This is a genomic window from Xanthobacter oligotrophicus (assembly GCF_008364685.1).
Classification (GTDB): domain Bacteria; phylum Pseudomonadota; class Alphaproteobacteria; order Rhizobiales; family Xanthobacteraceae; genus Xanthobacter; species Xanthobacter oligotrophicus.
In genome coordinates, this window is the sequence record NZ_VTTL01000013.1 from 208,560 (window position 1) to 235,020 (window position 26,461).

Genomic DNA, 26,461 nt, shown 5'->3' on the forward strand with positions numbered 1-26,461 from the left:
AGCCAGCTTAAAACGAGCCTAGCATGACGCAAGGAGCGGGCCAGCGCACGCCCTTCGCGTCGGCTTCACAACTCGTTCATGCGCTGCAACATGGCGCTGTGGAGGCCAGCAGCTACCGCTGCTTGGCATCCCACTGCACCGCATCCGCCGCGCGGCCGATCTCGTCCGGGGAAAGGCCCAAGGCTGAAAGCGTCTCGCAGATATGCGGCGGCAAAGGGGCGCTGGCCTCCACCGGCGGGCCGTTCGGCTTCAACGGCACCACGATGCGGCGGGAATGCAGATGCAGCTTCGGCCCGCCCGGCAGGCGCGAGGCGCCGCCATAGATGGCATCTCCGAAGATGGGGTGGCCAAGGTTGGACAAATGCGCCCGCAACTGGTGGGTGCGGCCGGTGACCGGGCTGAGCGCCATCACGGCGAAGCCGCCGGCGCGGTGGAGCACGCGATAGTCGGTGATCGCCTCCTGCGCGCCTGGCGTGCCCTTGGGCACCGCCTGCATCCACCAGCCGCGATGGGGCGAGCGCTTGGCCAGAGGCTGGTCGATGCGGCCTGCATCCTCCGCCGGCGCGCCCTGGGTCACCGCCACATAGGTCTTGCCCACGCTCCCGTTGGCGAACATTTTTCCCAGTAATGCCAGCGCCTTGGCGTGACGCCCGAGGACCAGGCAGCCGGAGGTGTCCTTGTCGAGCCGGTGGGCCAGCTCCGGCGCGCGGGGCAGGCCGAAGCGCAGGGCGTCGAGATGGTCGGCCAGCGTCTCCCCGCCCTTGGGGCCGGCATGGACCGGCAGGCCATGGGGCTTGTCGATGATCAGCATCATGCCGTTGCGGTAGAGCACCGGCAGGTCGGGGGCGGGCTCAGGCGGACGGGGTGATGCCGTGGGCGCGGAAGGCGTCATGATGAAGGTCGGCGGCCTCATGGGAGAAGCAGCAGAACACCACGCGGGTGACACTGCCGGGTGCCCCAAGATGGGCCAGCACGGCGCCGACCGCCAGTGGCGCCGCGCGATCGGCGGGAAATCCATAGATGCCGGTGGAGATGGCGGGGAAGGCGATGGAGGCAAGCCCTGCCCCATCCGCCAGCCTCAGGCTCTCGCGGTAGCAGGAGGCCAGAAGCTCTTCCTCTCCCGCTCCGCCGCCGCGCCACACCGGACCCACAGTATGGATCACATGGGCCGCCGGCAGGCGAAAGCCCGGCGTCAGGCGCGCCTCGCCGGTGGGGCAGCCGCCGAGGGTGCGGCAATAGGCGAGAAGCTCCGGCCCCGCCGCCCGGTGGATCGCCCCGTCCACCCCGCCACCGCCGAGCAGGCTGGAATTGGCCGCGTTGACGATGGCGTCGAGGGCGAGGCGGGTGATGTCGCCCACCACGATGTCGAGCCTCGCCTGCCGTCGCGCGGCAACAGCGCCGGACGCAATGGGCTGGGCCATGGCAAGGTCCCTCCAAAGCTGGGTGTTGCGCCCATCACATGGGTGTCAACCTCTTCGTATTTACACGTTTTCCGATTATGCCTGCAGTCCCGTAAAGAAGGACGAGCACCATGGCACATACGCGCAAGAACGAGCGCCGGCTTCTGACCGGCGACGAAATGGAGTTCGTTGAAAAGGCCCGTCACCCGGTGCTGGGCGCGCTCTCCGACGACGACCTGCACCACCTCGTCGGCTATCTGAGTGATCGCCGCGCGCGGGCGCTCACCATCGCCAACAACCAGCGCCGGGCGTTGCGCGGCAAGGGCGGCCGGGGCGAGGTGACGTTCGAGAAGGCGGATTCCGGCAACCGCCAGAAGGCTGCCGTGCTCACCGACGCCCTCACCCGCGCCCGGCGCGAGGCGAGCCGCCGGGCCGCCGAGGCGGCGCGGGACGAGCTGATGGCCAATGCGCAGCGCGCCCTCGAGCTGAAGCGCGATTCCAAGCGCGCCAAGCGCCCGGCCAATCTGCCCCGCCCCAACCAGGGCATGCGCGCCAAGGCGCGGACCCGCATCGATCCCATCGGTGCGGCGGGCGAGGCCGGCCGGGTCACCAAGTTCGTGGCAGTGGCGCAGGCCAAGAAGGATTCGCGCGGCTGAGGATTCGCGCGGCTGAGGCTGCGGGCAGACGTGTTTTGAAGTGGGAGGGCAGGCCGACGGCCTGCCTTTTCACGTTTTCGTCAGATCACTCCGGTCAGTCCGCCAGCTCCAGCTTGAGGTCCAGGGTGGAGCGGCGGCCGAGATCGTCGAAATGGGCCTCCAGGAAGACCTCGGCGGCCTCCCGGCCGAGGTCGCGCAGGTGCTGGAGGAAGGTCCATTCCGCATTCATCTTCGAGGTGGCGTCCAGCGCCATCAGCTGGTCCTCGCCGCCGATGCGGTGCAGCCGCACCCGCCGGAAGCTCGACCCGCCCAGGGTCCAGCGGCTGAGCAGCCCCTGGTCGATGAGCTTGGCCGCATGGTCGATGGCGCGCAGCTGGGCCAGCAGCGAGGCGTTGAAGGTGATCTCGTTGATGCGGTTCTGGATTTCAGCCGCGGTGCGCGGCGTGGTCTCGCGCATCACCGGGTTGATCTGGACCAGGATGATGTCGTCCGCGTCCGCCTTCTCGTAGAGCGGGAACAGCGGCGGGTTTCCCATGTAGCCGCCGTCCCAATAGGGCACGCCGTCGATCTCCACCGCCTGGAACAGGAACGGCAGGCAGGCCGAGGCCATCACCGCGTCGGCGGTCATCTCGTCGTGGCCGAAGATGCGGGCGCGGCCGGTGTGAACGTTGGTGGCGGAGATGAAGATCTTTACCTGCGAGCGGCGCAGGGCCTCGAAATCCACGTGCGCTTCCAGGATCTCGCGCAGCGGATTGATGTTCAGCGGGTTGAAGTCGTAGGGCGAGAAGAAGCGCGAGGCCACCTCGAAGGCGAGATAGGCGGGATTGCGGGCCAGCGACCAGTTGCCCATCACCCGGTCGAACGCGGTACGCTGGAGCGGCGACATGCGCCCGTCGCGGGACACGTCGCGCCAGAACTGGGTCAAGGCGTGGCGGGCCTCTTCCGGGTCGCCCTTGGCGAGGCCCGAGGCCAGCACCACCGCATTCATGGCGCCGGCGCTGGTGCCGGTGATGCCGGAGACGACCAGCCGGTCGTCTTGCAGCAGGCGGTCCAGCACGCCCCAGGTGAAGGCGCCATGGGCGCCTCCCCCCTGGAGCGCGAGGCTCACCGGCTTGGCGCCTTCGCGGCGACTCACGGTGCGCGTCCGGGTCGGGCCGCGCTCACGCAGCGGTCCAGCCGCCGTCGATCACCTGCATGGCGCCGGTGATGGAGCGGGCGTTGTCGGAGGCGAGGAACACCGCGTAGGCCGCGACCTCTTCCACCGTCACGAATTCCTTCGTGGGCTGGGCGGCCAGGATCACTTCCTTCTTCACCTGCTCCTCGGTCATGCCGCGGGCCTTGGCGGTGTCGGGGATCTGCTTCTCGACAAGAGGCGTCCACACATAGCCAGGGCAGATGGCGTTGACGGTGATGCCGAATTCCGCCGTCTCCAGCGCCGCGGTCTTGGTCAGGCCGGCGATGCCGTGCTTGGCCGAGACGTAGGCCGACTTGAAGGGCGAGGCCACCAGCGCATGGGCGGAGGCGGTGTTGATGATGCGGCCCCACTTGCGCGCCTTCATGCCGGGAATGGCCGCGCGCATGGCGAAGAAGGCCGCCGACAGGTTGATGGCGATGATGGTGTTCCAGGTGTCGATCGGGAACTCCTCGATGGGCGCCACGTGCTGGATGCCCGCATTGTTCACGAGGATGTCGCAGGCGCCCAGCTCAGTCTCGGCCAGCTGCACCATGCCGGCGATTTCATCGGGCTTCAGCATGTTGGCGGGCGAATAGAGGGCCTTCACGCCAAAATCGCTCTCGATCGCGGCACGCTCCTTCTCGATGGCGGCGGCGTCACCGAGGCCGTTGATCACGATATTCGCACCTTCCTTGGCGAAGGCCCGGGCATAGGCAAGCCCGATTCCGCTGGTGGACCCGGTGACGACGGCGACTTTACCCTTGAGCATGGCTGTTCCCCAACAAAGGCGCGACGCGGCCCGGCCTGTGGCCGAGGCTCACGGTTTAGCGAAGCGGTGTGACGGTGCTGTCACGCGCACAGGCGAACCTGTGGCCGGCAGATTGCAACGCTCCTCCCTGCGGCGCAACGCGACGTTGGAGTGGCTGCCTTGCACCTGCGGATGGCAGGAGCCGATGGCAGGAGTTGCGCCGATGTATTAGATATGGAGCGTGACCCATCCTGCCGACCATCCTAGTGACCATGATCACGGCCAATGCGTGGCCGGCGCCTTGGCGCGCATGGAAAAGTGCTGCGCGGAGAAAGGCCTCCGCCTGACGCCCCTGCGCCGCAGCGTCATGAAGGCGCTGGCGCAGACCCATGTGCCGCTCGGCGCCTACGAGATCGTGGAGCGCCTGGGTGCCGGCGGTGAGCCGACGCCGCCCATGTCGGTCTACCGGGTGCTGGATTTCCTGGTGGCCGAGGGGCTCGCCCACCGCATCGAGAGCCGTAACGCGTTTCTCGCCTGCGGCCATCCCCATGATGCCGAAGAGGTTGTGGTGTTCCTCATCTGCGAGCGTTGCGGCCTCACCAGGGAAGTGGCCTCCCACGCGGTGGGACGTGACCTTGCCTGGGCGGCGCGGGCCGCCGGCTTCGAGCCGCGCCAGCGGGTGCTGGAGGTGGCGGGCGCCTGTGCCGGTTGCCGGGAACTCGCTGCGGCCGGTGTGGCCGGGAGCGCCGGCGCTGGTTGACGCTCGACGCCACGGGGCCTACTCGAACCCGTCCGTGCCCCGTCCCGCCCCGTATCAGGGCTGGACACGCCCCTTGAAGTGTTGCCGCGCGGACGATCTGCCGAGGATGGAATGCCCATGACCACCCTTCAGTCCACCCTTCAGTCCCCCGATCTCCAGTCCGCCGCGACCACCCCCGTGGTCCCCGCCGAGCTGCTTCAGGCAGGTCCCGCCGCGCGGCGTCCGACGGTGGGAGTGCCGGTGGGCCGGGTGATGGTGGGCGGCGGCGCGCCGGTGGTGGTGCAGTCCATGACCAACACCGACACCGCCGACATCGAGGGCACGGTGCGCCAGGTGGCGGCGCTGGCCCGCGCCGGATCGGAGATCGTGCGCATCACGGTGGACCGCAACGAGGCCGCCGCCGCCGTGCCGCACATCAAGGAGAAGCTGCTGGCGCAGGGCATCGACGTGCCGCTGGTGGGCGATTTCCATTACATCGGCCACAAGCTGCTGGCCGACTACCCGGCCTGCGCCGAGGCGCTGGATAAATACCGCATCAACCCCGGCAACGTGGGCTTCGGCGACAAGAAGGACCGGCAGTTCGCCGCCATCGTCGAGACCGCCATCCGCCACGACAAGCCGGTGCGCATCGGCGCCAACTGGGGCTCCCTCGACGGCGAGCTGCTGACCCGCCTCATGGACGAGAACGCCTTGCTGCCGCAGCCGGCGGAGGCCCGCGCGGTGACCCGCGAGGCCCTGGTGCGCTCGGCCCTGCTGTCGGCGGGGCTGGCGGAGGAGATCGGCCTTCCCCGCAACCGCATCATCCTCTCCGCCAAGGTCTCGGCGGTGCAGGACCTCATCGCCGTTTATGGCGAAATGTCCCGCCGCGCCGACTATGCGCTGCATCTCGGCCTCACCGAGGCGGGCATGGGCTCGAAGGGCATCGTCGCCTCCACGGCGGCCATGGGGGTGGTGCTGCAGGCCGGCATCGGCGACACCATCCGCGTCTCGCTGACCCCCGAGCCCAACGGCGACCGCACCCGCGAGGTGCAGGTGGCGCAGGAAATCCTGCAGACCATGGGCCTGCGCACCTTCGTGCCGCTGGTGGCCGCCTGCCCCGGCTGCGGGCGCACCACCTCCACCGTGTTCCAGGAGCTGGCGCAGGGCGTGCAGGACATGATCCGCGCCCGCATGCCGGTGTGGAAGGCCAAGTATCCCGGCGTCGAGACCCTGAACGTGGCGGTGATGGGCTGCATCGTGAACGGGCCGGGCGAGAGCAAGCACGCCGACATCGGCATCTCCCTGCCCGGCACCGGCGAGACCCCGTCCGCCCCCGTCTTCATCGACGGTAAGAAGGTGGCGACCCTGCGCGGCGCCAACATCCAGGATGAGTTCCGCCAGATGGTGGAGACCTATGTGGAGCAGCGGTTCGGCGTCGGCGGCACGGCGTCGGCAGGGGCCTCCCCGGCGGACGCGGCGGAGTAGGGCGCAGCCTCTCGGGGCAGTTCCAAGACCGGGGCCGATGCTCCAGTCGCTTCCGCTACCTCTGTCGTTACCAAAATTTCATGGAGCCCCGCCCTTCCTGCGCCATGGCCGGCTGCTCATATGCGTGTCGTCCAACCCAGTGGAGACGGATATGACTCCCGAGGAACGTGCCCTGATCGACGGCTTGTTCGACCGCATGCGCGGTGTCGCGAACCAGCCGCGTGACGCGGAAGCCGAGGCGCTGATCGCGCGCCGCGTCGCTGAGGCACCCCATGCCACCTACGCCCTCGCGCAGAGCGTGCTGGTGCAGGAGCATGCGCTCCAGCAGTCCTATGCTCACATCCAGGATCTGGAAGCCCAGCTTCAGGATGCCCAGGCCCGCGCTGCGGAGGCGCAGTCGCGTCCGGCCGGCGGCTTTCTCGGCGGCCTGTTCGGCGGCGGCTCCCGCAGTTCCGTGCCCTCGGCTGGCGCGCGCACGGCCGATGCTCCCATGGGGGTTCCGCCCGGATACGCCCAGCAGGGCTACGGGCAGCAGGGCTATCCCCAGCAGGGCGGCGGTTATCAGCAACAGGGATACCCACAACAGGGCTATCCGCAGCAAGGCGGCTACCCCCAGCAAGGCTATCCCCAGCCGCAGCAGGGCGGCCCGTGGGGCCAGCAGCCCCCGCAGCAGCGCGGCGGTTTCGGTGGCGGCGGTGGTGGCGGCTTCCTCCAGGGCGCGCTGGCGACTGCGGCCGGCGTGGCCGGTGGTGCGCTGCTGTTCGACGGCATCAAGGGCATGATGTCCGGCGGCTCCGGCCCCGTGGCCTCTGCGGCGGCGGCCGAACTCGGCAAGCCGGCGGCTGAACCCTCCAGCGGCAATCTCGGCCATGACGCCCAGAACGCGCTGGGCGGCGGTGATCCGAGCCAGGGCGCCGGTCAGGATGACGGCTGGAACGCCGACCCCCAGGACGTCAATTTCGACGACGGCGGCGACTGGGGCAGCGACGACAGCTCGGACGATGGGTCCTGGACCTGAGGGTCTGGCTCCGGTCCTACGTGATCAAAGTGTCGAACGGCGGTGCATGGCACCGCCGTTTTCGTTTGGCGGCCTGCCTGTCCGGCGTCTCATGATCAGCCGGCTTTCGTTTCCCGTCCCGACATTCTAGCTTCTGCGCCAATGCCCCGGTGCACGGGGGCGGCAGGGATACACGATGACGCCGTTCGGAAGCCGGGTGCGCGACCTGCGCGCAGACCGGGGCGTGACACTCACCGAAATGGCCCGTGCCATCGGGGTCACGCCCACCTACCTGTCGGCGCTGGAAACCGGCAAGAGGGGCAAGCCCACCTGGGCGCTGGTGCAGCGAATCATCGCCTATTTCAACGTGATCTGGGATGAGGCGGAGGATCTCCAGCGCCTCGCCGAACTGTCCCAGCCCCGGGTGGTGGTGGACACCGCAGACCTGAGCCCGCAGGCCACTGAACTCGCCAACCTGCTTGCCCGCGAGATCAGCCACCTGCCGCCGGAGGCGGTGGCCGAACTTCTGGGACGCCTCAAGATCCTGCGCCGGCGCGGCTGAAGGCGCGCTTCGGGCCGCCGGGGCAAAATCACCCTCTCGCTTTCACCAGGGCTTGTGTGGTCTCCTGCAGGCGGAAGGCGAGGTCGCGCAGCACCGAGCGGGCCAGCGACGGGGTCTTGTCCAACAGGTTCAGGAACAGGTCGGTCTCCATGCGCAGCACGCTCATGGGCTCGCCGGCCCGCACCGTGGCGGTGCGCGGCTCGCCGGTGAGCACGCCCATCTCGCCCACCACCGTGTCGCGGCCCAGCCGCGCCACCTCATGGGCCGTGCCGCCCGCCGCCACCTCGATCACTGCGGTGCCCTCGAGCACCACATAGGCGGCGTCCGGCGCCTCGCCCTGGGTGAACAGCACGTCGCCCGGCGCCACGTCGAGCCGCGCCGCCGAGAAAGCAAGCAGCCGCAGCTGGCTTGGCTCCAGGTCGCGGAACATGGGGATGCGCGCGAGCGTCCGCGCCTCGTCTTCGATACTCATGGGCCTATGATGCCCCCGTGCCTTGCGGGCACTTGCGGCATCCCTCCTGCAACGGGATCTCGCCCCCACATGGGGCGCCCTGGATGTCGACACGTCCTGATGAAACGTGAAAACCTCCGGGGCCGGCATTTTAGCGCGTTTTCGTTACGTGAAACTCTATTCCTTCCAGGCTCATGCGCCAGTGGCGGCCAGCCCCGCGCCGGCCTCCACAACCCCGGCCTCCACCCGCTCCACCTGTCCGTGGGCGAGGATGATCACCTGCGCGAACAGGTCGAGCGGCTCCCCCGCGTCCAGCACCACCAGGGTGGTGCGTCCCGTGCGCCCCGCGAGCACCGAGCCGATGAGATGGCTCTGCTCGGCCGGAGACAGGGGCACCAGCGCATCGTCGATGACGAGGATGGCGGGATCGGCCAGCAGGCAGCGCGCCAGCGTGAGCTTGCCGCGCTCGGCCGCCGACAGGGGCAGGCCGCCTTCCCCCACCGCCACGTCGAGGCTGAGGCGCTCCACCTGGCCGATCAGGGCATCGAGCGCCAGGCATTCGCGGACGATCTCGTCCACCACCGCCGCGGCACCGGCGCGGTCGGCGGCGATGCGGCCGAACAGCAGGTTGTCGCGCACCGTCAGCGCCCGGCAATAGCTATCGGGCTGGTAGCGGGCCAGCGCGATGCCCGACACGTCCTTGAGGTGCGCGAGCTGGGCGCGGCCGGCCAGCGCCCGCTCCTGCCAGTCTTCGTCGATGAGGCCGAAGCGGTGGCGCGGCTCGCAATAGCGGCCGGCGATGCGCAGCAGCAGCGCCCGCTCGTCGGGAGAGGGGTCATCCTCGATGCGGGTGGCGAGCGCGCGGGCCTCGCCCATCTCCTCCGCGCGCAGCAGGCCCTTGGTGTCGATGCCGGCCAGATCCTCGGGACCGCCGGCCAGCTCGGACAGGGTGCGCAGGGCGGAGCGGCCCAGCGCGATCAGGTCGGCGGCGAGCCCTGCCTTCTCCAGCAGCGGCAGCAGCCCCGGCTCGGCCAGCAGGGAGGCGGCGCCGCGGGTGTCGTTCAGCGGGGTCGCGAACAGGATGTTCTCGGCTAGCGTCATCCAGCGGTTGAAGGCGGCGAAACGGAACGGCTCGATGAGCACCCGCCCGCTCTGCGCCTGCCGCTGGGCGACGGCATCGGTGACCGCTGCGCGCAGGGACACGATGCGCTCCGCCAGCGCCGGGGCCTGGTCCGGATCCAGCCGGCGCTCCAGGCCAAGCCGCACCACGAGATCCCCGAGCCCCGCCCCGGCGAGGGCGGCAAGCGCCTTGCGGTCCAGGGCCGCCTCGTCGGCGAGGCCGAGGGCGGAAAGGTCGATGGCCTCGGCGAGGGCGCGGCCGGGCCGGCGCTCCAGCGCGAACAGCAGGTTGGTCCGCAGCGTGCCGGTGATGACGATGGGGTCGCCCCCCGCATAGGCCACGTGCCGCCCCACCACGGCCTCGGGGACATGGGCGAGATCGTGCCCGCCCACGCGGACGGTGCCGCTGTAGAGCGAGATGGCGCGGCCGCAGACGCGGGCGACCGCATGCTTGCCGCCGGCATCAGGTCCCTTCAGCGCCACCGCCGTGCCGGGGGGTACCTCGAAGCTCACCCCTTCCAGCAGCAGGCTGCCGGCCGGGTCCACCACGCCGAGGTCCGCCACCTTTATGCTGCCGTCGAACGCCGGTTCCGGGCCCGGCGGCATCTCCTGCGAGTGCTCGGGCCAGACCTCGCGGGTTTCGAGGTAATAGCGGGCGAAATCGTAGCGCACCTGGGCGATGAGGCGCTTCTCGTCCCAGTCGATCAGTTCCTTCAGCGGCTCGGGGATCTGGCCATAGGCCGCCACCACCGCCACCAGCTGGCCGATATTGATGGCCCCCGACAAGGCAAGCCAGCCGCCGACCGAATAAAAGACCAGCGTCGGCACGTCCGACATCAGCAGGTTGAGGACCCGGTCGGTGAAATTCTGCCGCTTCAGGTCGAGGCTGGCCTCGGAGACGACGCCGAGGCGGTGGTCCACCGCGCCGCGCTCGAACGGGCTGGTGGCGAAGCCGTGGACGAGGGGCAGGCGGTCGATGCCCGCCATCACCCTTTTGCCCAGCGCCACCGCCTCGCGCTGGTAGACCTGCAGCTTGCGCGCATTGTCCGCCCGCTGGATGCCCAAGAGCACGTAGTTCAGCACCAGGATGCCGATGGCGAAGCCGCCGAGCACGGCATTCTGGGTGAAGATGAGCAGGGTCGCCGAGCCGATCAGGCCGGCCGACTTCAGCGGCTGGGCGAAGGCCATGCCGGCGAAGGGGGAGATGGGCCCCACCTCGAACCGCATCATGTTGCCCACTTCCAGCGCCTTGCTTTTCATGGGCGCTTCGGGCCGCAGCCGCTGGATCACGTCGAACAGCTGGCGCCTGAGGCCGACGATGATGCGCTCGCCAAGCCGCGCCTTCGCCATCTCGATGAGGCGGGTGATGTGCTGCTGGATCAGCTGGAGCGCGAACAGCACCAGTGCGAGCCCGGCGAGCAGCCCGAAGGCGCTCACCTCGAAGCCCTTCGAGCGGAACAGCACGAAGCCGCCCAGCGCATCGGGCAGGCCGATGTCGAGTTCGAGCAGGCGCGGAACCGTGCCGCCGATGGCATCCGTCACGCCGTTGACGATCAGGCGCGGCAGTTCCAGCGAGGCATAGTTGAAGGGCAGCAGCATGAGGACGAGGGCGAACAGCTTGATATGGCTCGCCGGAGCCGCCCGCCAGAGGTAGCCGAGCACGTCGCGGGGCAGTGCGCCATCGGATGCCGCACCCTGCCGGGCCGGAGCGTGTGTCTTGCTGTCAGGAGGGGTGGAAGGCACGCCGCTCATGAAACCGTTTTGCTGACGCAGCGGCCGCTTTGCAAGTGCGAAGCGGCCTAAGGATAAGCTCTAGCTGGCGCTTCCGGCAGGCGTCGGGACGGTGGAGGCATCTTGGCACCTCTCGGCATAGAGGGTGTAGAAGCGCGACAGCCGCTCGGGGCCTTCGCCGGCGAGGGCCTCGGCCATGGGGCGGGCCTCCTCGAAGCGGCCGGCGCCATAGGCCGACATGAGCGCCGCATGGCGCCGCGCCAGCGCGTCGAAGCCATCGCAGCTGGCGAAGGCGACATCTCCCGCCAACAGGTAGAGCTGGCTTGCCCGCGACTTGCCCTTCAGCATCAGGAGATCGGCCTCGAGGAAGGGCAGGTCGGCCACGGCGGCGCGCGTCGCCTCGGAGACCAGGATGTCCACGCGCATGGACTTGGTCGCCCCCTCGATGCGCGAGGCGAGGTTCACGTCATCCCCGAGGCAGGAATATTCGAGCCGCTGGTCGGAGCCCAGATTGCCCACGCAGCACGGCCCCGTGGCCAGCCCGATGCCGCAGCGCACCGGCGAGAACGGCCGCCCCGCCGCCTCCGCATCCCGTCGCCATTCCACGTTCAGCGCATCGAGCCGGGCCGACATGGCCAGCGCGCACAGGGCGGCGTTGCGGGCGTGGGCCGGATCGTCCATGGGCGCGTTCCAGAACGCCATGATGGCATCGCCGATATATTTGTCGATGGTGCCGCCATGGGCGAGCACCACCTGCGTCATGGGCGTGAGATAGGCGTTCATGAAGCGGGTGAGCGCCTGCGCGTCCATGGTCTCCGACAGGGAGGTGAAATCGCGCAGGTCGCAGAACAGGATGGTGATCTCCCGCGTCTCGCCGCCGAGCACCAGGCGCTCGGGATTTTCCGCCAGCTTCTCCACCACCTGCGGCGAGACGAAGCGCCCGAACACCGAGCGCACCCACTTCTTCTGCTGCTGCTCGTCGCGATAGAGCGCCAGCACCCCCATGAGATAGACGCCGAGCACCGCCCAGCCCGGCCCCATGGGGTCGAGCAGCAGGTCGAGCCGGGTGAAGGCGAACCACGCCCCCGCCGCCAGCGCCGCCACCACCACCAGTCCGGCCACCCCCGCCGCCAGCGCCGAGACACGGGGCAGCACCAGCGCCAGCAGCAGGCCCAGCACCGCCGTGAGCACCATTTCCGCCCCGCGCGCCCAGTCCGGCCGCACCAGATTGGCTCCCGTCACCATGTGCTCGATGAGCTGGGCCTGGATCTCCACCCCCGCCACCGCCGCGTCGATGGGGGTCGCCCGCGTGTCCATGAGGCCGGCGGCGCTGGTGCCCACCAGCACGATGCGCCCCTCCAGCTCCTCCCTTGGAACCGTGCCGTCGAGCACCGCGGCGGCGGAGAGGAAGCGGCGCGGGTCGGTGGGGGTAAAGCGCACCCGCACCTCCCCCTGCGCATCGGTGGGCACGTCGAGGGCGCCGATCTTCACCGCGGTGATGCCGGACTTGGTGCCGAAGCCCTCATCGCCGCTGGCGTTGGAGGCGCGCACCACATAGGTGGTCGCCCCCTGCGCCACCCGCAGAGCCTCGGCACCGAGGCCGGGCACGAGCTTGCCGTCGAACGCGAGCAGCAGCGGCACGCGGCGCACCACCTGGTCGCGATCGGGCAGCCAGTTCAGCGCGCCGATGCCTCTTGCCGCCGCCGCGAGGCCCGGCAAGGGCGCCACCGCGCCGGCAAAGCGTGGCGCGAAGGCGAGCGGATCGTCCCCGGCGGCGGCGATGCCCCATTTCGCCGGATAGGTCGTGCCGGTACGGGCACCCGTGAGCACCGCGCCCAGCACGGACGGGCTTTCGCGCAGCGCGCGGGCGAGGATCTCGTCGTTGCTCTCGCGGCCGGCCAGCGCGGTCTGGACCGGCGCGCGCACGTCCTCGGGCAACAGGCCCACCACGGCGGCGGGGTCGAGCCGATCCGGCTCGGAAAACACCATGTCGAAGGCGATGGCCCCGGCGCCCGATGCGGCCAGCGTCTCCACCAGCCGGGCCACGGTGGCGCGGGGCCACGGCCACTGGCCGATGCGGGCGAGGGAGGCGTCGTCCACGTCCACCACGCGCACCGGCAGGTCCGGGTCGTAGGCGCGGGGCGCGGCGCGCTGGTAGAGGTCGAACAGACCATTGCGCGCGTCCGCCAGCGGGCCGGGATCGGCGCCCATGACCAGAAGGCCGGCGGCGAGGGGGCCGCCCACGGCGAGCCAATAGAGGCGGGACCACATGCGGCCGGCGCGCTTTCGCTGGATCGAACGGGTGGATCGAACGGGGCGAGCCTAGAGCAAATCGGCGCCGACCGGAATCGGGGGGCGGGCGGAGGGGACGTGGACGCGGGGACTTGGAGGCGGGCCGGAAGCCCCCTCCCGCTTGCGGGCAGGGTTGGGAGGGGGAAGCGGCCTCCGCAGTTCTGGCTTAACGGGACAAGGCCGCGTCCCACTTCGGCACACCCTCCGCTCCAAGGCCTGCACGCAGCGGGAACACAGCATGACCGAATCGGTTGCGGCTGGATTTTCCCGGTTCGTTCCTTCAAGGGTGGGCCTCGATCCTGCGTGCAGGCTCCCTCTCCGGCCCTCCCTCGCAACCGGGCGCACGACCGGCGGATGGGCCGTCTCTCCCCTTTGCCGGCGATCGGTGCTATCCAGTCGCCATGATGCGTTCTCCGGTGAATAAAGTCCCGGCCGACGACGGGCCGCATGTGCATCCCGCCTCGGTGGTCTCCGCGCTTGCAACCCTCGATGCGGAAAAGGCGGGCCTCGCGGCTCTGGCCGAAGCCATGGCCGGCCCGCTGGGCGCGGCCTTCGACGTGGCCGTGGCCACCATCCAGAATTCCCACGGCCGGGTCATTGTCACCGGCATGGGCAAGAGCGGGCACGTGGCGCGCAAGATCGCCGCGACGCTCGCCTCGACCGGCACGCCGGCCCATTATGTCCACCCCGCCGAGGCCAGCCACGGCGACCTCGGCATGATCACCACCGACGACGTGATCGTGGCCCTCTCCTGGTCCGGCGAGACGGTGGAACTGCACGATATCGTGGACTATTCGCGCCGCTTCGACGTGCCGCTCATCGCCTTCACCTCCAACACCGAGAGTGCGCTAGCCTCCAGCGCCAGCGTGGTGCTGAGCCTGCCGGTGGCGCAGGAGGCCTGCCCCCACGGGCTCGCCCCCACCACCTCCACCCTCATGCAGCTGGCGCTGGGCGACGCGCTGGCTGTGGCATTGCTGCAGAGCCGGGGCTTCACCGCCCTCGATTTTCGCCAGTTCCACCCCGGCGGCAAGCTGGGCGCGAGCCTGAAGTTCGTGCGCGACGTGATGCGCCAGGGCGATGCGGTGCCGGTGGTGCCGGCCGGCACCCTCATGGGCGCCGCGCTGGTGGAGATGAGCACCAAGGGCCTCGGCTGCGTGGGCGTGGTGGGGCCGGACGGCGCCCTGACCGGCATCGTCACCGACGGCGACCTGCGCCGCCACATGGCCAACGACCTCCCCGCCCGCAAGGTGGAGGAGATCATGACCCTCGCGCCCAAGACGGTGCGGCCGGACCAGCTCGCTTCCGAAGCCCTGAACATTCTCAACAGCCGTAAGATCACGGCGCTGCTGGTGGTGGACGGCAAGGCGCCCGTGGGCGTGCTGCACATCCACGACCTGCTGCTGACCGGCATCGCCTGAGGGTCAGGCGCGGCTCAGGCCACGGCGGGCGCGTCCCCCGGCCGTGTCGCGATCAGGTCGCGCAGGGTGAGAATGGTGGCGGCGTCCGCCACTCCGTCCACCTTGGCAGGGCGGAAATGGCGCTGGAAGGCGGCCACCACGTCGGCGGTTTCGGTATCGTAGGCATCGGTCAGCGCGATGCCGTAGCCGTAGAGCGCGAGCATGGCCTTCAGAGCCGCCACCGGCTCCCCCGCATCCCCCAGCATGAAGAAGCGCCCGCCCTCGGCCCGCGATGGCGGCACCAGATGGCCGATGCCGGCGGCATAGAGCGTCGCCCATGGGAAGTTCTCCCCCGGATCGCGCTTGCGGGCGGGGGCCACGTCCGAATGGGCGAGCACCCGGTCGGCTCGGATGCCGTGGCGGGCGACGATATCGGCTGAAAGGGCGATCACCGCCGCGATCTGCTCCGCCGGAAAGTCCGGTAGGCCGAAATCATGGCCGCCATTGACGATCTCGATGCCGATGGAGCGGGAATTGGTGTCGGTCACGCCCTCCCAGGACGAGCGGCCGGCATGCCACGCCCGCGCCGCCTCCGCCACCATCTGCACCACGCTGCCGTCCTCGCGCACCACATAGTGGCAGGACACTTCGGAGGCGGGGGTACGCAGCAGGTCGATGGCGGCATCCGCGCTCGCCATGCCGGTATAGTGCAGCACCAGCATGTCCACCTTCGCCCGGCGCGCCCCGAAATTGGGCGAGGGCACGAGGCTGTCCACGCATGGGCTGTCGGCGGCGGACAGAAGCGCGGGAATGGGCATATCCGGCAAGCTCATGCCAGCCTCCGCTGCCGGGTGATGACCGAATAGGCGGCATTGAGCGCCGCGACCCGGTCATTGGCGAGCTTGATGGCGGCAGGCGGCAGGCCGCGCCCGGCGATCTTGTCGGGGTGGTGGCTCGCCACCAGTGCCCGCCAGCGCGCCTTCACCTCCTCGTCCGAGGCGCCCGGGTCGAGGTCGAGCACGGCATAGGGATCGCCCGGCCGGCGCACGTGGCGCGCCTCGATGCGCGCATAAGCGGCACCGGTGAAGCCGAGGATGCGGCCGACCTCCTCCAGGAACACCAGTTCCTTCTCGTGCAGGGCATGGTCGGCCTTCGCCACATGGAACAAGGCGTCGAGCAGGTCCTCGCGGGTGTCGGGATCGTCGGCGAACATCTGCGCCACCTGCCGGGCGTAGGAGTCGAAGCCGGCAGTGTCCTGCTTGGCGAGATTGAACAGGCGGGCCACGGCGTCGAGGTCCTCGGGCGGGATGTCGAACACCTCGCGGAAGGCCTCAACCTCCGCCGGCACCACCACCCCGTCGGCCTTGGCCATCTTGGCCGACAGCGCGATGAGCGCCACCGAGAAGGCGGCCGGCTTTTCCGCCGGCGCGAGCAGCAGCCGGTCGAGGGCGTGCCCCGCCAGCGCGCCGAGCAAGGCGCCGAGCGGCCCGCCTAGCGCAAATCCCACACCCGCTCCCCCGATCAGACCGTAAGCCACGCGTCCCTCCGCCGTTGCTGCGTTGCAGCTAATGCGGCGGCGCGGCGCTCTCAAGGCGGATCAGCCCAATTCGAAGCTGGTGATGCCGAAAATCCGTGCGAGCGGCAGGTCCGGGGCGGGGCCGCGATACATGCGTGCGGTCTCGAACACTGGCGCGAGCCCCGCCCCTTCGGCGAGGGCGCGAGCGGTGGCATTCGGCTCGGGCACGTCGAGGAACACCGGCCCGCCCTGCGCGGTGGCCACCAGCGTGCCGAACAGGGCGGCGGCCGCCTCCGCGTCGTCGGCGAACAGGGGGCCGATCTTGTGGCCCTCGCGGCAGCGGCGGATGACGCCGTAGCCCTTAACCGCGCCCTCCGCGACGAACGCGCAGGCGCGGCCGAAGGGAGGGGCAAGCCAGGCCTTCAGGAATTCGGGGCGGGCAAAGCCGAAGCAGGCGGCATCCATCGCCGCCACGCCGTCGCGATGGGCCGTCGCGATGTCCACCACGCGGGGATCGCTCGCGCCGGCCGGCGCCGTCCCGCCATAGCGGATGTTGCGATGGGCGAGGACGAAGCCCGAGCGGGCGTAATTCTCCTGCTGCGTCAGCACCCCGTCGAGGCCGACCGTGCCCTGAAGGCCGGTGAAGGTGTCCTGCCACAGGGCATAGCCAAGCCCCCGGCCGCGCAGGTCCGGCCGGCAGATATAGAAGCCGACGAAGGCGAAGCCACCCTGATAGGCGGTGGAGGAGATGACCGCCGCCAGCGCGCCGTCGCGGAACAGGCCGCGGAAGGCGTTTCTGTCCTGGGCGAGGAAGGCGTTCGCATCGGAAAGGCCGGGGTTCCAGCCCTCCCGCGCGGCCCAGTCCACCGCGGTTTCGACCTCGGCGGGATCGAGGGTGCGGATGGTGGTGGTCATGGCCTCCCCTCTGCCTTCAAGGTCCCGTGCCCTGTTCCTAACCCTGCTCGCTCACCGGCGGCGGGGCTTGCCGCGCAACGGTTTCGAGGAAGCCGGCGAGGTCCTCGGTGATGTGGTCCACATAGGCGTCCTCGCGGCCCTCGAACTCCCAGCTCTCGCGGGCGGCGATGGTCTCGTCCGGTGGCACCACCAGCACGGTGACCATGCCCAGCCGGTGCGGCACCTCCAGGTTGCGGGCGAGGTCCTCGAACATGGCCGAGCGGGTCGGGTCCACGCCATGGGCCCTCAGGAAGCGCAGATAGGCTTCCTCGGTGGGCTTGGGGTGGAATTCGGCGGCCACGATGTCATGCACGGCGGCGAAATGGGCGTCGATGCCGAGCTTTTCCAGCACGTTGCGGGCGTGGCGCTCCGAGCCGTTGGTGTAGACGATCTTCGCCCCTGGCAGTGCCTCGATGGCGGCGGCAAGGCGCGGCGAGGCGTCGAGCCCCGACAGGTCCACGTCGTGCACATGGGCGAGGAAGGCGTCCGGCTCCACCCCGTGCTCGATCATCAGCCCGCGCAGGGAGGTGCCGTAGCGGCGGTAATACTCCTTCTGGATGCGGAAGGCGTCATCCGGCGGAATGCCCAAGAGGTCCGAGATGTAGCCCTTCATCCGGGCGTCGATCTGGAACCACAAATCGTGGTGGGCGGGGTAGAGGGTGTTGTCGAGGTCGAACACCCAGGTGTCCACCGCGTCGAAGGCTACGGAAGGCTTGCCGGGAAAAGGGCTCAGGAGAGGAATTGTCATGGGGTGCCGCGACTTGATCGTCTTCGAGCTGCGCGGATACACGCGCGGGCAGAAGACGCGTTGAAACGGACGAGGCGCCCCGCGACCGCGCGAAACACTCTCGTGGACGGATCGCCGCACCCGCTCGGCGGGCCACAGAATGCCTCAGAAGGGGCCGCGGGAATAGATCTCGCCCAGCGTGGCTTCCAGTTGCCCGATCCGGCTCCTGTAGGCCCCGGAGAGGCAGGAGGTATCGCCGCCGCAGGTGGAGCGCTGGGCCAGCCAGGCCCGCTGCGCGTCCTGGATCATGCCGCGCTGGCCCATGGCGACCAGCTTCGTGAGGACGCCGTAGAGGGTGGACATCTTCACATCGAGTTGGGCGAGGTCGCAGCTGTCGCACACCGCCTTTTCGTCGGCCGCGCGGGCGGTGGCGCAGTCGAAGCTTGCCGCCCCGGCCGGGGCGAGCGCGAGGAATGTCGCGGCAAGCACTGCGGGGGCGACGGCGGGGGTGGAGGACAGGCGGACGGGCAGCAGTGACATGAGCGAGAGCGACATGGCGTTTTCCTCTCCTTGGATGGGATTTGGTCGGTGTGGCCCCATCAGGCGAGGGCAACGGTGTCGCCCACGGCCACCCGCCCGGAGCGCACCACCTTGGCATAGATGCCGCAATCCGTGTGGCCGTAGGCGGCCATCAGCCCCTTCACCATGTTGAGGTCGCGGGCGGCGGTCCCGGGGTTCACGTTCACGGCGGCGCAGCGCTCGGTGCGCTTGAGCACGGCGATCTCGGCCGCGCCCACCTTCAGGCGCTGGCCCGCGAGCGTCAGCTCCGCACCGGTGGGCCAACCCTCCAGATGCAGGTTCATACGGAAACGGCGGGGATCGAGCGTTGCGCCCATGCGGGCTTCCAGATCGCGCACACTGTCGAGGTTGAGTAGGGACAGGAAGCCCGAGCGCAGGGAATCGGTGAAGCGGAAGCCGTCCGGCGCGGTGAGCAGCCTCAGCGGCCCGCGCGCCTCCTCGCCCATATAGAAGGTGAGGAAGGCTTCCACCTCCGCCCGGCCATCCTCCGTGGAGAGATCGGCGCTGACCGCCTCGTGGCCGTCGAGGGCGAGCGTGAGCTTTGCCGTTTCCGGTTCATAGCGGGAAGCGAGGCCGGCGAGGCGGGCGTCACGCATCAGCATGAGAAAGGCGGTCTTGGGCCGATAGGCGGGGGCGTCGGGGGCGAAGCCGCTGGGGCCGTTCTCCACTGCATACAGCCGGTCGTTCGGGAAGAAGGCGCCGGCCTCAAGCGTCACCGCCTCAAGGGCTTCCGGCGACAGGCCCTTCACCGGATGGCGGTAGATGGCCTTGAGGGTGGCGGCGGGCAGGGCCTGCGGTGACGCGGCGCCGGCGGCGGGCGAGACGGGCGCTGGGGGCGCAGGCGCGGGCATGGCGATCTCTCCGGTTCGGGCTCGCCCGTCCCATGCCCGGCAATGAGCGTCAAGGCCATGGGAATTTCGCCTGGATCAAGGCGGCGGGCGGGGATCGGTCCAAGCTGCCGGTCGGCACGAAAGGGGGCCTGAGCCTTGTGTGCGCAGCATCCGCGCGAAATCAGCCATCGACCCCTTCCGTTGCCGCCGGGCCACACCCACATGAGGCACGGCATAGGTTTGTTCTACCTGTGCGGCGGTAGCCGGGGATGCCGGGACCGTGTCCCACCGTGCCCCCTATGCTTCCTGAGAAGGTACCGGGCGCGAGAAGGAGGAGAGACATGAATTTTGAGATCTATACCGAGCGCGCGCGCGGCTTCGTCCAGTCGGCCCAGTCGCTGGCGACCCGGGAGGGCAACCAGCAGTTCACGCCCGAGCACCTGCTCAAGGTGCTCATGGACGATCCCGAAGGCCTGTGCTCGGGCCTGATCCAGCGCGCGGGCGGCAATCCCGTGCTGGTGCGGGCCGAGGTGGAAGCGGCGCTGAAGAAGCTGCCGAAGGTGGAAGGCGGCTCCGGCCAGGTCTATCTCAGCCAGCAGCTGGCCAAGGTGTTCGAGACCGCCGAGCAGGCGGCCAAGAAGGCCGGCGACGGCTATGTCACCGTCGAGCGGATGCTGCTCGCCCTGACCATAGAAAAGGACACCGAGGCGGGCCGCATCCTGGTGAAGGCCGGCGTCACGCCGCAGACCCTGAACGCGGCTATCGAGGCCCTGCGCAAGGGCCGCACCGCGGACAGCGCCACCGCCGAGAACGCCTATGACGCCCTGAAGAAATACGCCCGCGACCTGACCCAGGCCGTGCGGGACGGCAAGCTTGACCCGGTCATCGGCCGCGACGAGGAGATCCGCCGCACCATCCAGGTGCTGGCGCGCCGCACCAAGAACAATCCCGTGCTCATCGGCGAGCCCGGCGTCGGCAAGACCGCAATCGTGGAGGGCCTTGCCCGCCGCATCGTGGACGGAGACGTGCCCGAGAGCCTGAAGAACAAGAGCCTGCTCGCCCTCGACATGGGCTCCCTGATTGCCGGCGCGAAATATCGCGGCGAGTTCGAGGAGCGCCTGAAGAGCGTGCTCTCCGAGGTGGAGAGCGCGGAAGGCGGCATCATCCTGTTCATCGACGAGATGCACACCCTGGTGGGCGCCGGCAAGACCGATGGCGCCATGGATGCGTCCAACCTGCTGAAGCCGGCGCTGGCCCGCGGCGAGCTGCACTGCGTCGGCGCCACCACGCTGGATGAATACCGCAAGCACGTGGAGAAGGACGCGGCGCTGGCTCGTCGTTTCCAGCCCGTTTTCGTCTCCGAGCCCACGGTGGAGGACACCGTCTCCATCCTGCGCGGGCTGAAGGAGAAGTACGAGCTGCACCACGGCGTGCGCATCACCGATTCGGCGCTGGTGTCGGCGGCGGTTCTCTCCAACCGCTACATCACCGACCGCTTCCTGCCCGACAAGGCCATCGACCTGATGGACGAGGCGGCCTCCCGCTTGCGCATGCAGGTGGATTCGAAGCCCGAGGAGCTGGACAGCCTCGACCGCGAGATTATGCGGCGCAAGATCGAGCAGGAGGCCCTCAAGAAGGAGACCGACACCGCCTCCAAGGACCGCCTGAAGCGGTCTGAGAAGGAATTGGCCGATCTTGAGGAGAAGGCCTCCGTCCTCACCTCCAAGTGGAAGGCAGAGAAGGAGAAGCTGGGCGCCGCGACCACGCTGAAGTCGAAGCTCGACCAGGCGCGGGCGGACCTTGCCACCGCGCAGCGCCACGGCGAATACCAGAAGGCCGGCGAGCTGACCTATTCGGTCATCCCCGAGTTGGAGAAGAAGCTCGCCGAGGTCGAGAAGGCGGGCGCGGCCGGGCAGATGGTGGAAGAGGCGGTGACGCCGAACCACATCGCCGGCGTCGTCTCCCGCTGGACCGGCGTGCCGGTGGACAAGATGCTGGAAGGTGAACGCGAGAAGCTGCTGCGCATGGAGCTGGAGCTGGCCAAGCGCGTGGTGGGCCAGTCGGAGGCCGTGGCCGCCGTCTCCACCGCCGTGCGCCGGGCCCGCGCAGGCCTCCAGGACCCGAATCGGCCCATCGGCTCGTTCCTGTTCCTCGGCCCCACCGGCGTCGGCAAGACCGAGCTGACCAAGGCGCTCGCCGAATTCCTGTTCGACGACGAGACCGCCATGGTCCGCATCGACATGTCGGAATACATGGAGAAGCACTCCGTGAGCCGCCTCATCGGCGCGCCTCCCGGCTACGTGGGCTATGACGAGGGCGGTGCCCTCACCGAGGCGGTCCGCCGCCGGCCCTACCAGGTGGTGCTGTTCGACGAGGTGGAGAAGGCCCATCCGGACGTGTTCAACGTCCTCCTGCAGGTGCTCGACGACGGGCGGCTGACGGACGGGCAGGGCCGCACGGTGGATTTCCGCAACGTGCTCATCGTCATGACCTCCAACCTCGGCGCCGAATATCTGGCGGACCCCCGCCACCCCATCGGCTTCAAGGTGCCGGGCCACGAAGGCGACCAGGTGGTGTCCGACGAGGAGGCCTACGAGATGGTGATGGGAGCGGTGCGGCGTCACTTCCGCCCTGAATTCATCAACCGCATCGACGAGATCGTCATGTTCCACCGCCTGAAGCGGGATCAGATGGACACCATCGTGGACATCCAGATGGGCCGGCTGCGCAAGCTGCTGGAGGATCGCAAGATCACCATCGAGCTGTCGCCCGAGGCGCGGGCCTTCCTCGCCGAGAAGGGCTACGACCCGGCCTATGGCGCGCGTCCCCTGAAGCGCACCATCCAGAAGCTGGTGCAGGACCCGCTGGCCGAGAAGATCCTCGCCGGCGACATCCTGGACGGGGCGTTGGTGAAGGTGGGCCTGGAGAACGGCCACCTCACCTTCCACCGCGAGGCGGCCCCGGTGGACCAGGCCGCCTGAGGGCGGTCCGGTCCTGAGCGGCTGAGAACAGAAGGGCCCTCCCCATCGGGAGGGCCTTTTTCATTGGTAGATCCGTTTCGCTTCAGTTGCCGCGCGCGGTCTGGAGCAGGGCTTCGGCGCGCGCCACGGCGGCGGCGAAGAAGGGCTGGGTCTTGGCCTCCCTCGCGAAGCAGGCGCGATAGGCGGCCGAGCCTTCGTCCTCGGCCCTTGAGGCGTCGTCCCAGCGCGGATCGTCGTCCTTCTTCGACTTCTGCGCGGCGGCGCGCAGCGTCTTGGCCTTGGCGGCATAGGTCTTCCAGACCTGGTCGCAGGCGGGAATCGACTTGATGGCCACCTTCGCCTCGCTGGTGCCGATGATCACGCGGCCGCTGGCGATGCGGGTGATGACGATGCTGTCGGGCACCTGGTTCGCCGCCACATCCTGGCTGAAGAGGCCGAGGGCGGCATAGGCCGTCTCGCCCTCGGCGGGCGCCACCGGAAGCTGCGCATAGATGGCGAAGGCGGCGTCGCTGCTGATGGCGTAGGTGTAAAAGAGGTCGGTCTCCATGGCGGCCTTGATGCCGCCCGCCAGCGCCGGCGGCGCGTTCTCCTCCTTGGCGCGCCCGGCGAGCCACGAGGTGAACACCGGCTCGGGCGAGACCAGCAGGCGGGTGGTGAAGTCGGCGTCGGAAAACCGCAGTCCGTCGGGCTCGCCCGATTCGATCTGGCCATCCAGCAGCGTGCCCGGCGAGAAGGTGGGCGGGGCGTTGAGGCCCTTGAATTTGAGCGGGCCTAGGAGTGCCGCCATGCGCTTTTCCAGCGCCGCAAGGGCCGTCTCGTCGCGCTTGTAAAGGTCGTCCGGGTTTGCTCCCGCCTTCTCCGCGGCGGCGAGCGCCGCCACGGCCTTGTCGCGGGCGGCGATATAGTCGTCGTCCGCTTGTCCCGCCACGGCGGCAAGGGGCAGGCTGGCGGCGAGAAGGACGGCGCCGGCGGTCTGCAGGGCAAGGCGGCGGGCGAAGCGGATCATGAGCGGTGCTCGCGGTGGTCGAAGATTGGCAGCGCATACTGGCGCGGTCCCGATGGGACCGGAACATCCGCCGCTGTCGCAGTCGCGTGTGGTCGTGCACCCGTTCTCGGCGCGGAGATTTGCCTTCAGGTCGGCCCGGCCTGAAGGCTCTCAAAATCGGCACTCAGTTGCTGGCGGCCTTCTTGGCGCCGGCGCTGGCGGCGGCCACCTTGGGCGGCACCGGTGCGTGGCTCAGCAGCGCCTCGATGCGCTCGCGCTCGCGCTTGAACTCGGCGAGGAAGCGACCGTCCAAGGCACGGCCGCGCGGCAGCTTGATGCGCATGGGATCCACGAAATTGCCGTTGATCTTCACCTCGTAATGGAGGTGGGGGCCGGTGGAGAGGCCGGTGGTGCCGATATAGCCGATGAGCTGGCCCTGGCGCACCGTCATGCCCTCGCGGATGCCGCGGGCAAATCCGGACTGGTGGGAATAGGTGCTGACATAGCCGTTGGCGTGCTGGATCTCGGTATGCTTGCCGTAGCCGGATTTCCAGTTGGCATAGATGATGGTGCCGTTGCCCGCCGCATAGATGGGGGTGCCGATGGCGTCGGCCCAGTCCACGCCGGTGTGCAGCTTGGAGTAGCCGAGGATCGGGTGGCGGCGATAGCCGAACGGTGAGCGCATGATGCCGCCGGCGAGCGGCTTTCGGACCAGGAACTTCTTCGCGCTCTTGCCGTCGTCGTCGTAATAGTCGACCACGCCGTCATCGGCGGTCTGGAAGCGGTAATAGCGGCGGGTTTCCTTGTTCACCGTCAGCGCGGCGTAGAGCACGTCATTGGCGGCGCCGGGGTCGTCGGAGAACAGGATTTCAAAATTGTCGCCCGGCCGCACCCGGCGCTGGAAGTCCACGTCGAAGGAATAGACGCGGATGATGTCGGCGATGACGGCGCGCGGCACCTCGTTGCGCAGGCAGGTCTCGTACACGCTCTCGTAGAGGCGGATGCCGGGCCCGCTGTCGTCGTCGTCCGTATCCTCGGAGATGCCGGCGATCTCGGTCTCCGACGGCTCGGGTACGTTCACGAACTCGTCCTTGTCGGACAAGGCGACCGTGCCCTCGTGGCCGAGATCGCTGAAGATCGACACCCGCAGCGGGCGAACCCTCTTGTTCTCCTCCTGGAGCAGCATGCGCATGCGCAGGCCGTCCTTCACCTGGCCGTCGCGGCCCCGGCCGAAGGCGGCGGCGGCGGCGCGCGCGTCTTCCTTGGAGACGCCGTTGTCGATGAGGATGGAGGCGATGGTGTCGCCTTTCTTCACCACCACGGCGGTGTCGGACCAGTCGTTGCCGCCGGAGGTCTCGTCCGAGGTCTTGGGCACGAAGCTGATGTTGCCCGGCATGGCCTGCTGGGGCGGCAGGCCGGGCGCATGAGCGCCGGGCACCGCGCTTCCCGGCAGGCCGGCTCCGTTGCCCAGGGCGTCGCCGATGCTGGCGTAGGACAGATAGGGCGTGGGGGACGCCGCGGGGGCAAAGCCCGGCCCACCGACGATGGCGTGCGGCAGGGCGCCTGGGTTGCCCTGGCTCGGCTGGGCGCGGCTGAGTTCCGCCACCTCGCGCACCTTGACCAGCACGTTCTCCATGGGGGTCCCGGCACCGAGCTTGGTGCTCTGCGGCAGGCTCGACAGGTCGCGCATCACCAGGGTGACTTCGCCGGTGGGCTCGGCCTGGGGCGCCGCCTCTTCCTTGGAGACCGATTCAGCCACCACCTGGGCCGGGTTGAAGCGCGGAATATTGGCCGAGACCGAGGTGGTGCTCATGGCGAGGTTGGCGGCGACACGCGTGAAGGGGCGCACCTTGATGATCTCGCGGTCGCCCACCTTGGTGGCGGTGGAGACGCGGAAGGTCTGGCGGGCCGAGGCGCTGTCGCCGAGCAGGGACATGCGGTCGCCCTTGCGGGCGGCATTAACCGGACGCTCGCCCAGGGCGAGGGCGCCGCGGATGGTGTTGCGCACCTTTTCGGGCATCAGGGCGAAGCGGTGCTCGCCGTCGAGCGCTGCATAGACGGCCCCGCCCATGAGGAACGAGCCGCACAGGGCAGTCAGAAGCGTCGCCGCGAACCAGCGCACGGAAACCCGGCGACGGTCGATGTCTTCCTCATCTCCGTCCACCCCGAGCGGGGGGTCGTCGCCGAGCCCGGCTGCGCTTGTGGCATCGCGCCAGGCTCCGGCAGATCGTCGATGCTGCAAAATCCGTCCCTTCAGCTGAGCGCGCGCCGGCAGCGCAAAGGCTTAACTTTCCCTAAGACGTAAAGCGGACCATGCCTTTCGCCTTGCGACCCGTCAATGTCGGGCCGCATGTGAAGGGCAGGTCGCGGCGAAAGCATGGCAAGTCCGCCCTTGGCGAGCCGGTACGCATCGCACGCGCGCGAACTAATACATGAAGAGGAGACGGGTCGCGCCTGCCCGGGGGGCATCCGTGTGGCGGCGGCGCCGAACCGGGCGGGTGGGCTTTCCCGTTTTCGGTGCCGACAAGCGAAATCCGCCGACTCGCGAGAACTCCGAATCTCTTTTTTGCGTCGCCCGGGTACGGGCGGGCGCCCGGCCGTTTACCGCAGTGCAAGTTATGCACAGGCATAAAACCATTGCACTGCAACATTTCGCGGCGAATAGCCGGCCAACATTTCCACAGCGTCACACCGGTGCAATTATCTGCTGGAGGCACCCTGTTGACACGTCGGGGGGGCCTCCTTATAACACGGCCATCGACGACGCGCTGCCGCCGCCCACTGGACGGATGACGGCGCGTCTCCGACGCTCCTCACGACAGATTGTTGTGAAGCCGCCGGTTTAGAAGCCGGAGGACGAGGTGTCGGTTCCTGCTCCTCGGAGTAGGGTGAGGACTTCGGTTCTCGTGCTGTTTGACAGGTTGAATGGAAGAAAGAGAAACGTGGACGGCGGAGTCCTTGCGGGCTGCGACTGATCGCAAGATTGGTTTGCAGTCGAGTAAGACTTGGCGGTCATACGGAACTCCGGACGTTTGGTTCATCATGTGAATGATGCTGAACTGTCCGACCTCGTCAAAGATGAGTGTAAGTTCGTAGAGACTTAGCCTGATCAAGCTCATATAACTTGAGAGTTTGATC

The 26,461-nt window shown here is 69.0% G+C and carries 22 protein-coding genes; 7 read left to right on the forward strand and 15 right to left on the reverse strand.

Going from position 1 to position 26,461, the window contains the following annotated elements:
• Positions 1-112: 112 nt before the first annotated feature.
• Both FZ033_RS21220 and FZ033_RS21225 read right to left on the reverse strand, forming a co-directional pair.
• Positions 113-892: an RluA family pseudouridine synthase gene (locus FZ033_RS21220; protein ID WP_149578039.1), complete on the reverse strand. Its 780-nt coding sequence runs from the start codon at positions 890-892 to the stop codon at positions 113-115.
• A complete protein-coding gene (locus FZ033_RS21225; protein ID WP_149578040.1) occupies positions 852-1,421 on the reverse strand; it encodes an O-acetyl-ADP-ribose deacetylase in 570 nt (189 codons plus the stop codon). The genes FZ033_RS21220 and FZ033_RS21225 overlap by 41 nt, the downstream gene beginning before the upstream one ends.
• A 110-nt stretch (positions 1,422-1,531) precedes the next feature.
• Between FZ033_RS21225 and FZ033_RS21230 the strand changes: the two genes are divergently transcribed.
• Positions 1,532-2,056 (forward strand): hypothetical protein, encoded by a 525-nt coding sequence (locus FZ033_RS21230; RefSeq protein WP_149578041.1) that lies wholly within the window; start codon positions 1,532-1,534, stop codon positions 2,054-2,056.
• A 94-nt stretch (positions 2,057-2,150) separates the two neighbouring features.
• On the opposite strand, the gene FZ033_RS21235 is transcribed toward FZ033_RS21230, so the two are convergent.
• A complete protein-coding gene (locus tag FZ033_RS21235; RefSeq protein ID WP_149578042.1) occupies positions 2,151-3,191 on the reverse strand; it encodes a patatin-like phospholipase family protein in 1,041 nt (346 codons plus the stop codon).
• Positions 3,192-3,216: 25 nt separating this feature from the next.
• Positions 3,217-3,999 (reverse strand): 3-hydroxybutyrate dehydrogenase, encoded by a 783-nt coding sequence (locus FZ033_RS21240; protein ID WP_149578043.1) that lies wholly within the window; start codon positions 3,997-3,999, stop codon positions 3,217-3,219.
• Between the two features lie 220 nt (positions 4,000-4,219).
• On the opposite strand from FZ033_RS21240, the gene FZ033_RS21245 reads away from it, so the two are divergent.
• From FZ033_RS21245 to FZ033_RS21260, 4 genes are all read left to right on the forward strand, one after another.
• Positions 4,220-4,738 carry a Fur family transcriptional regulator gene (locus FZ033_RS21245; RefSeq protein ID WP_149578044.1) on the forward strand — a complete coding sequence of 173 codons (519 nt, stop codon included), beginning with the start codon at positions 4,220-4,222 and terminating at the stop codon, positions 4,736-4,738.
• 117 nt (positions 4,739-4,855) lie between these two features.
• Positions 4,856-6,202 carry a flavodoxin-dependent (E)-4-hydroxy-3-methylbut-2-enyl-diphosphate synthase gene (ispG, locus tag FZ033_RS21250; protein ID WP_149578045.1) on the forward strand — a complete coding sequence of 449 codons (1,347 nt, stop codon included), beginning with the start codon at positions 4,856-4,858 and terminating at the stop codon, positions 6,200-6,202.
• A gap of 151 nt (positions 6,203-6,353) precedes the next feature.
• Positions 6,354-7,220 (forward strand): DUF2076 domain-containing protein, encoded by an 867-nt coding sequence (locus FZ033_RS21255; protein ID WP_149578046.1) that lies wholly within the window; start codon positions 6,354-6,356, stop codon positions 7,218-7,220.
• Between the two features lie 175 nt (positions 7,221-7,395).
• Positions 7,396-7,761: a helix-turn-helix domain-containing protein gene (locus FZ033_RS21260; protein WP_149578047.1), complete on the forward strand. Its 366-nt coding sequence runs from the start codon at positions 7,396-7,398 to the stop codon at positions 7,759-7,761.
• Positions 7,762-7,789: 28 nt separating this feature from the next.
• Here the strand turns inward: FZ033_RS21260 and FZ033_RS21265 are convergent, their stop codons facing one another.
• The 3 genes from FZ033_RS21265 to FZ033_RS21275 form a co-directional block, all read right to left on the reverse strand.
• On the reverse strand, positions 7,790-8,233 hold the full coding sequence (locus tag FZ033_RS21265) for a Crp/Fnr family transcriptional regulator (RefSeq protein WP_188079611.1): 444 nt from the start codon (positions 8,231-8,233) through the stop codon (positions 7,790-7,792).
• Between the two features lie 171 nt (positions 8,234-8,404).
• Entirely contained in the window at positions 8,405-11,083 is a 2,679-nt protein-coding gene (locus tag FZ033_RS21270; RefSeq protein WP_149578049.1) for an ABC transporter ATP-binding protein, read from the reverse strand.
• A 60-nt stretch (positions 11,084-11,143) separates the two neighbouring features.
• Positions 11,144-13,333, reverse strand: coding sequence for a CHASE2 domain-containing protein (locus FZ033_RS21275; protein ID WP_149578050.1), 2,190 nt, complete (start codon positions 13,331-13,333; stop codon positions 11,144-11,146).
• Positions 13,334-13,758: 425 nt separating this feature from the next.
• Between FZ033_RS21275 and FZ033_RS21280 the strand changes: the two genes are divergently transcribed.
• Positions 13,759-14,772: a KpsF/GutQ family sugar-phosphate isomerase gene (locus FZ033_RS21280; RefSeq protein WP_232847601.1), complete on the forward strand. Its 1,014-nt coding sequence runs from the start codon at positions 13,759-13,761 to the stop codon at positions 14,770-14,772.
• Positions 14,773-14,786: 14 nt separating this feature from the next.
• Here FZ033_RS21280 and FZ033_RS21285 read toward each other — a convergent pair whose 3' ends face one another.
• The 6 genes from FZ033_RS21285 to FZ033_RS21310 form a co-directional block, all read right to left on the reverse strand.
• A complete protein-coding gene (locus FZ033_RS21285) occupies positions 14,787-15,584 on the reverse strand; it encodes an N-acetylmuramoyl-L-alanine amidase (protein WP_232847597.1) in 798 nt (265 codons plus the stop codon).
• Positions 15,581-16,288, reverse strand: coding sequence for a molecular chaperone DjiA (locus FZ033_RS21290; RefSeq protein ID WP_149578052.1), 708 nt, complete (start codon positions 16,286-16,288; stop codon positions 15,581-15,583). The genes FZ033_RS21285 and FZ033_RS21290 overlap by 4 nt, the downstream gene beginning before the upstream one ends.
• 60 nt (positions 16,289-16,348) lie before the next feature.
• Positions 16,349-17,182, reverse strand: a complete 834-nt coding sequence (locus FZ033_RS21295) for a GNAT family N-acetyltransferase (RefSeq protein ID WP_149578053.1) — start codon at positions 17,180-17,182, stop codon at positions 16,349-16,351.
• Between the two features lie 37 nt (positions 17,183-17,219).
• On the reverse strand, positions 17,220-17,969 hold the full coding sequence (locus tag FZ033_RS21300) for a pyrimidine 5'-nucleotidase (RefSeq protein ID WP_149578054.1): 750 nt from the start codon (positions 17,967-17,969) through the stop codon (positions 17,220-17,222).
• Between the two features lie 144 nt (positions 17,970-18,113).
• Positions 18,114-18,503: a lysozyme inhibitor LprI family protein gene (locus tag FZ033_RS21305; protein WP_149578055.1), complete on the reverse strand. Its 390-nt coding sequence runs from the start codon at positions 18,501-18,503 to the stop codon at positions 18,114-18,116.
• Between the two features lie 44 nt (positions 18,504-18,547).
• On the reverse strand, positions 18,548-19,378 hold the full coding sequence (locus tag FZ033_RS21310) for an MOSC domain-containing protein (protein WP_149578056.1): 831 nt from the start codon (positions 19,376-19,378) through the stop codon (positions 18,548-18,550).
• A gap of 320 nt (positions 19,379-19,698) precedes the next feature.
• On the opposite strand from FZ033_RS21310, the gene clpB reads away from it, so the two are divergent.
• A complete protein-coding gene (clpB, locus tag FZ033_RS21315) occupies positions 19,699-22,338 on the forward strand; it encodes an ATP-dependent chaperone ClpB (RefSeq protein ID WP_149578057.1) in 2,640 nt (879 codons plus the stop codon).
• 82 nt (positions 22,339-22,420) lie between these two features.
• Here the strand turns inward: clpB and FZ033_RS21320 are convergent, their stop codons facing one another.
• Positions 22,421-23,344, reverse strand: coding sequence for a hypothetical protein (locus FZ033_RS21320; protein WP_149578058.1), 924 nt, complete (start codon positions 23,342-23,344; stop codon positions 22,421-22,423).
• 163 nt (positions 23,345-23,507) lie between these two features.
• Positions 23,508-25,487, reverse strand: a complete 1,980-nt coding sequence (locus FZ033_RS21325; protein WP_232847598.1) for a M23 family metallopeptidase — start codon at positions 25,485-25,487, stop codon at positions 23,508-23,510.
• Positions 25,488-26,461: the final 974 nt, after the last annotated feature.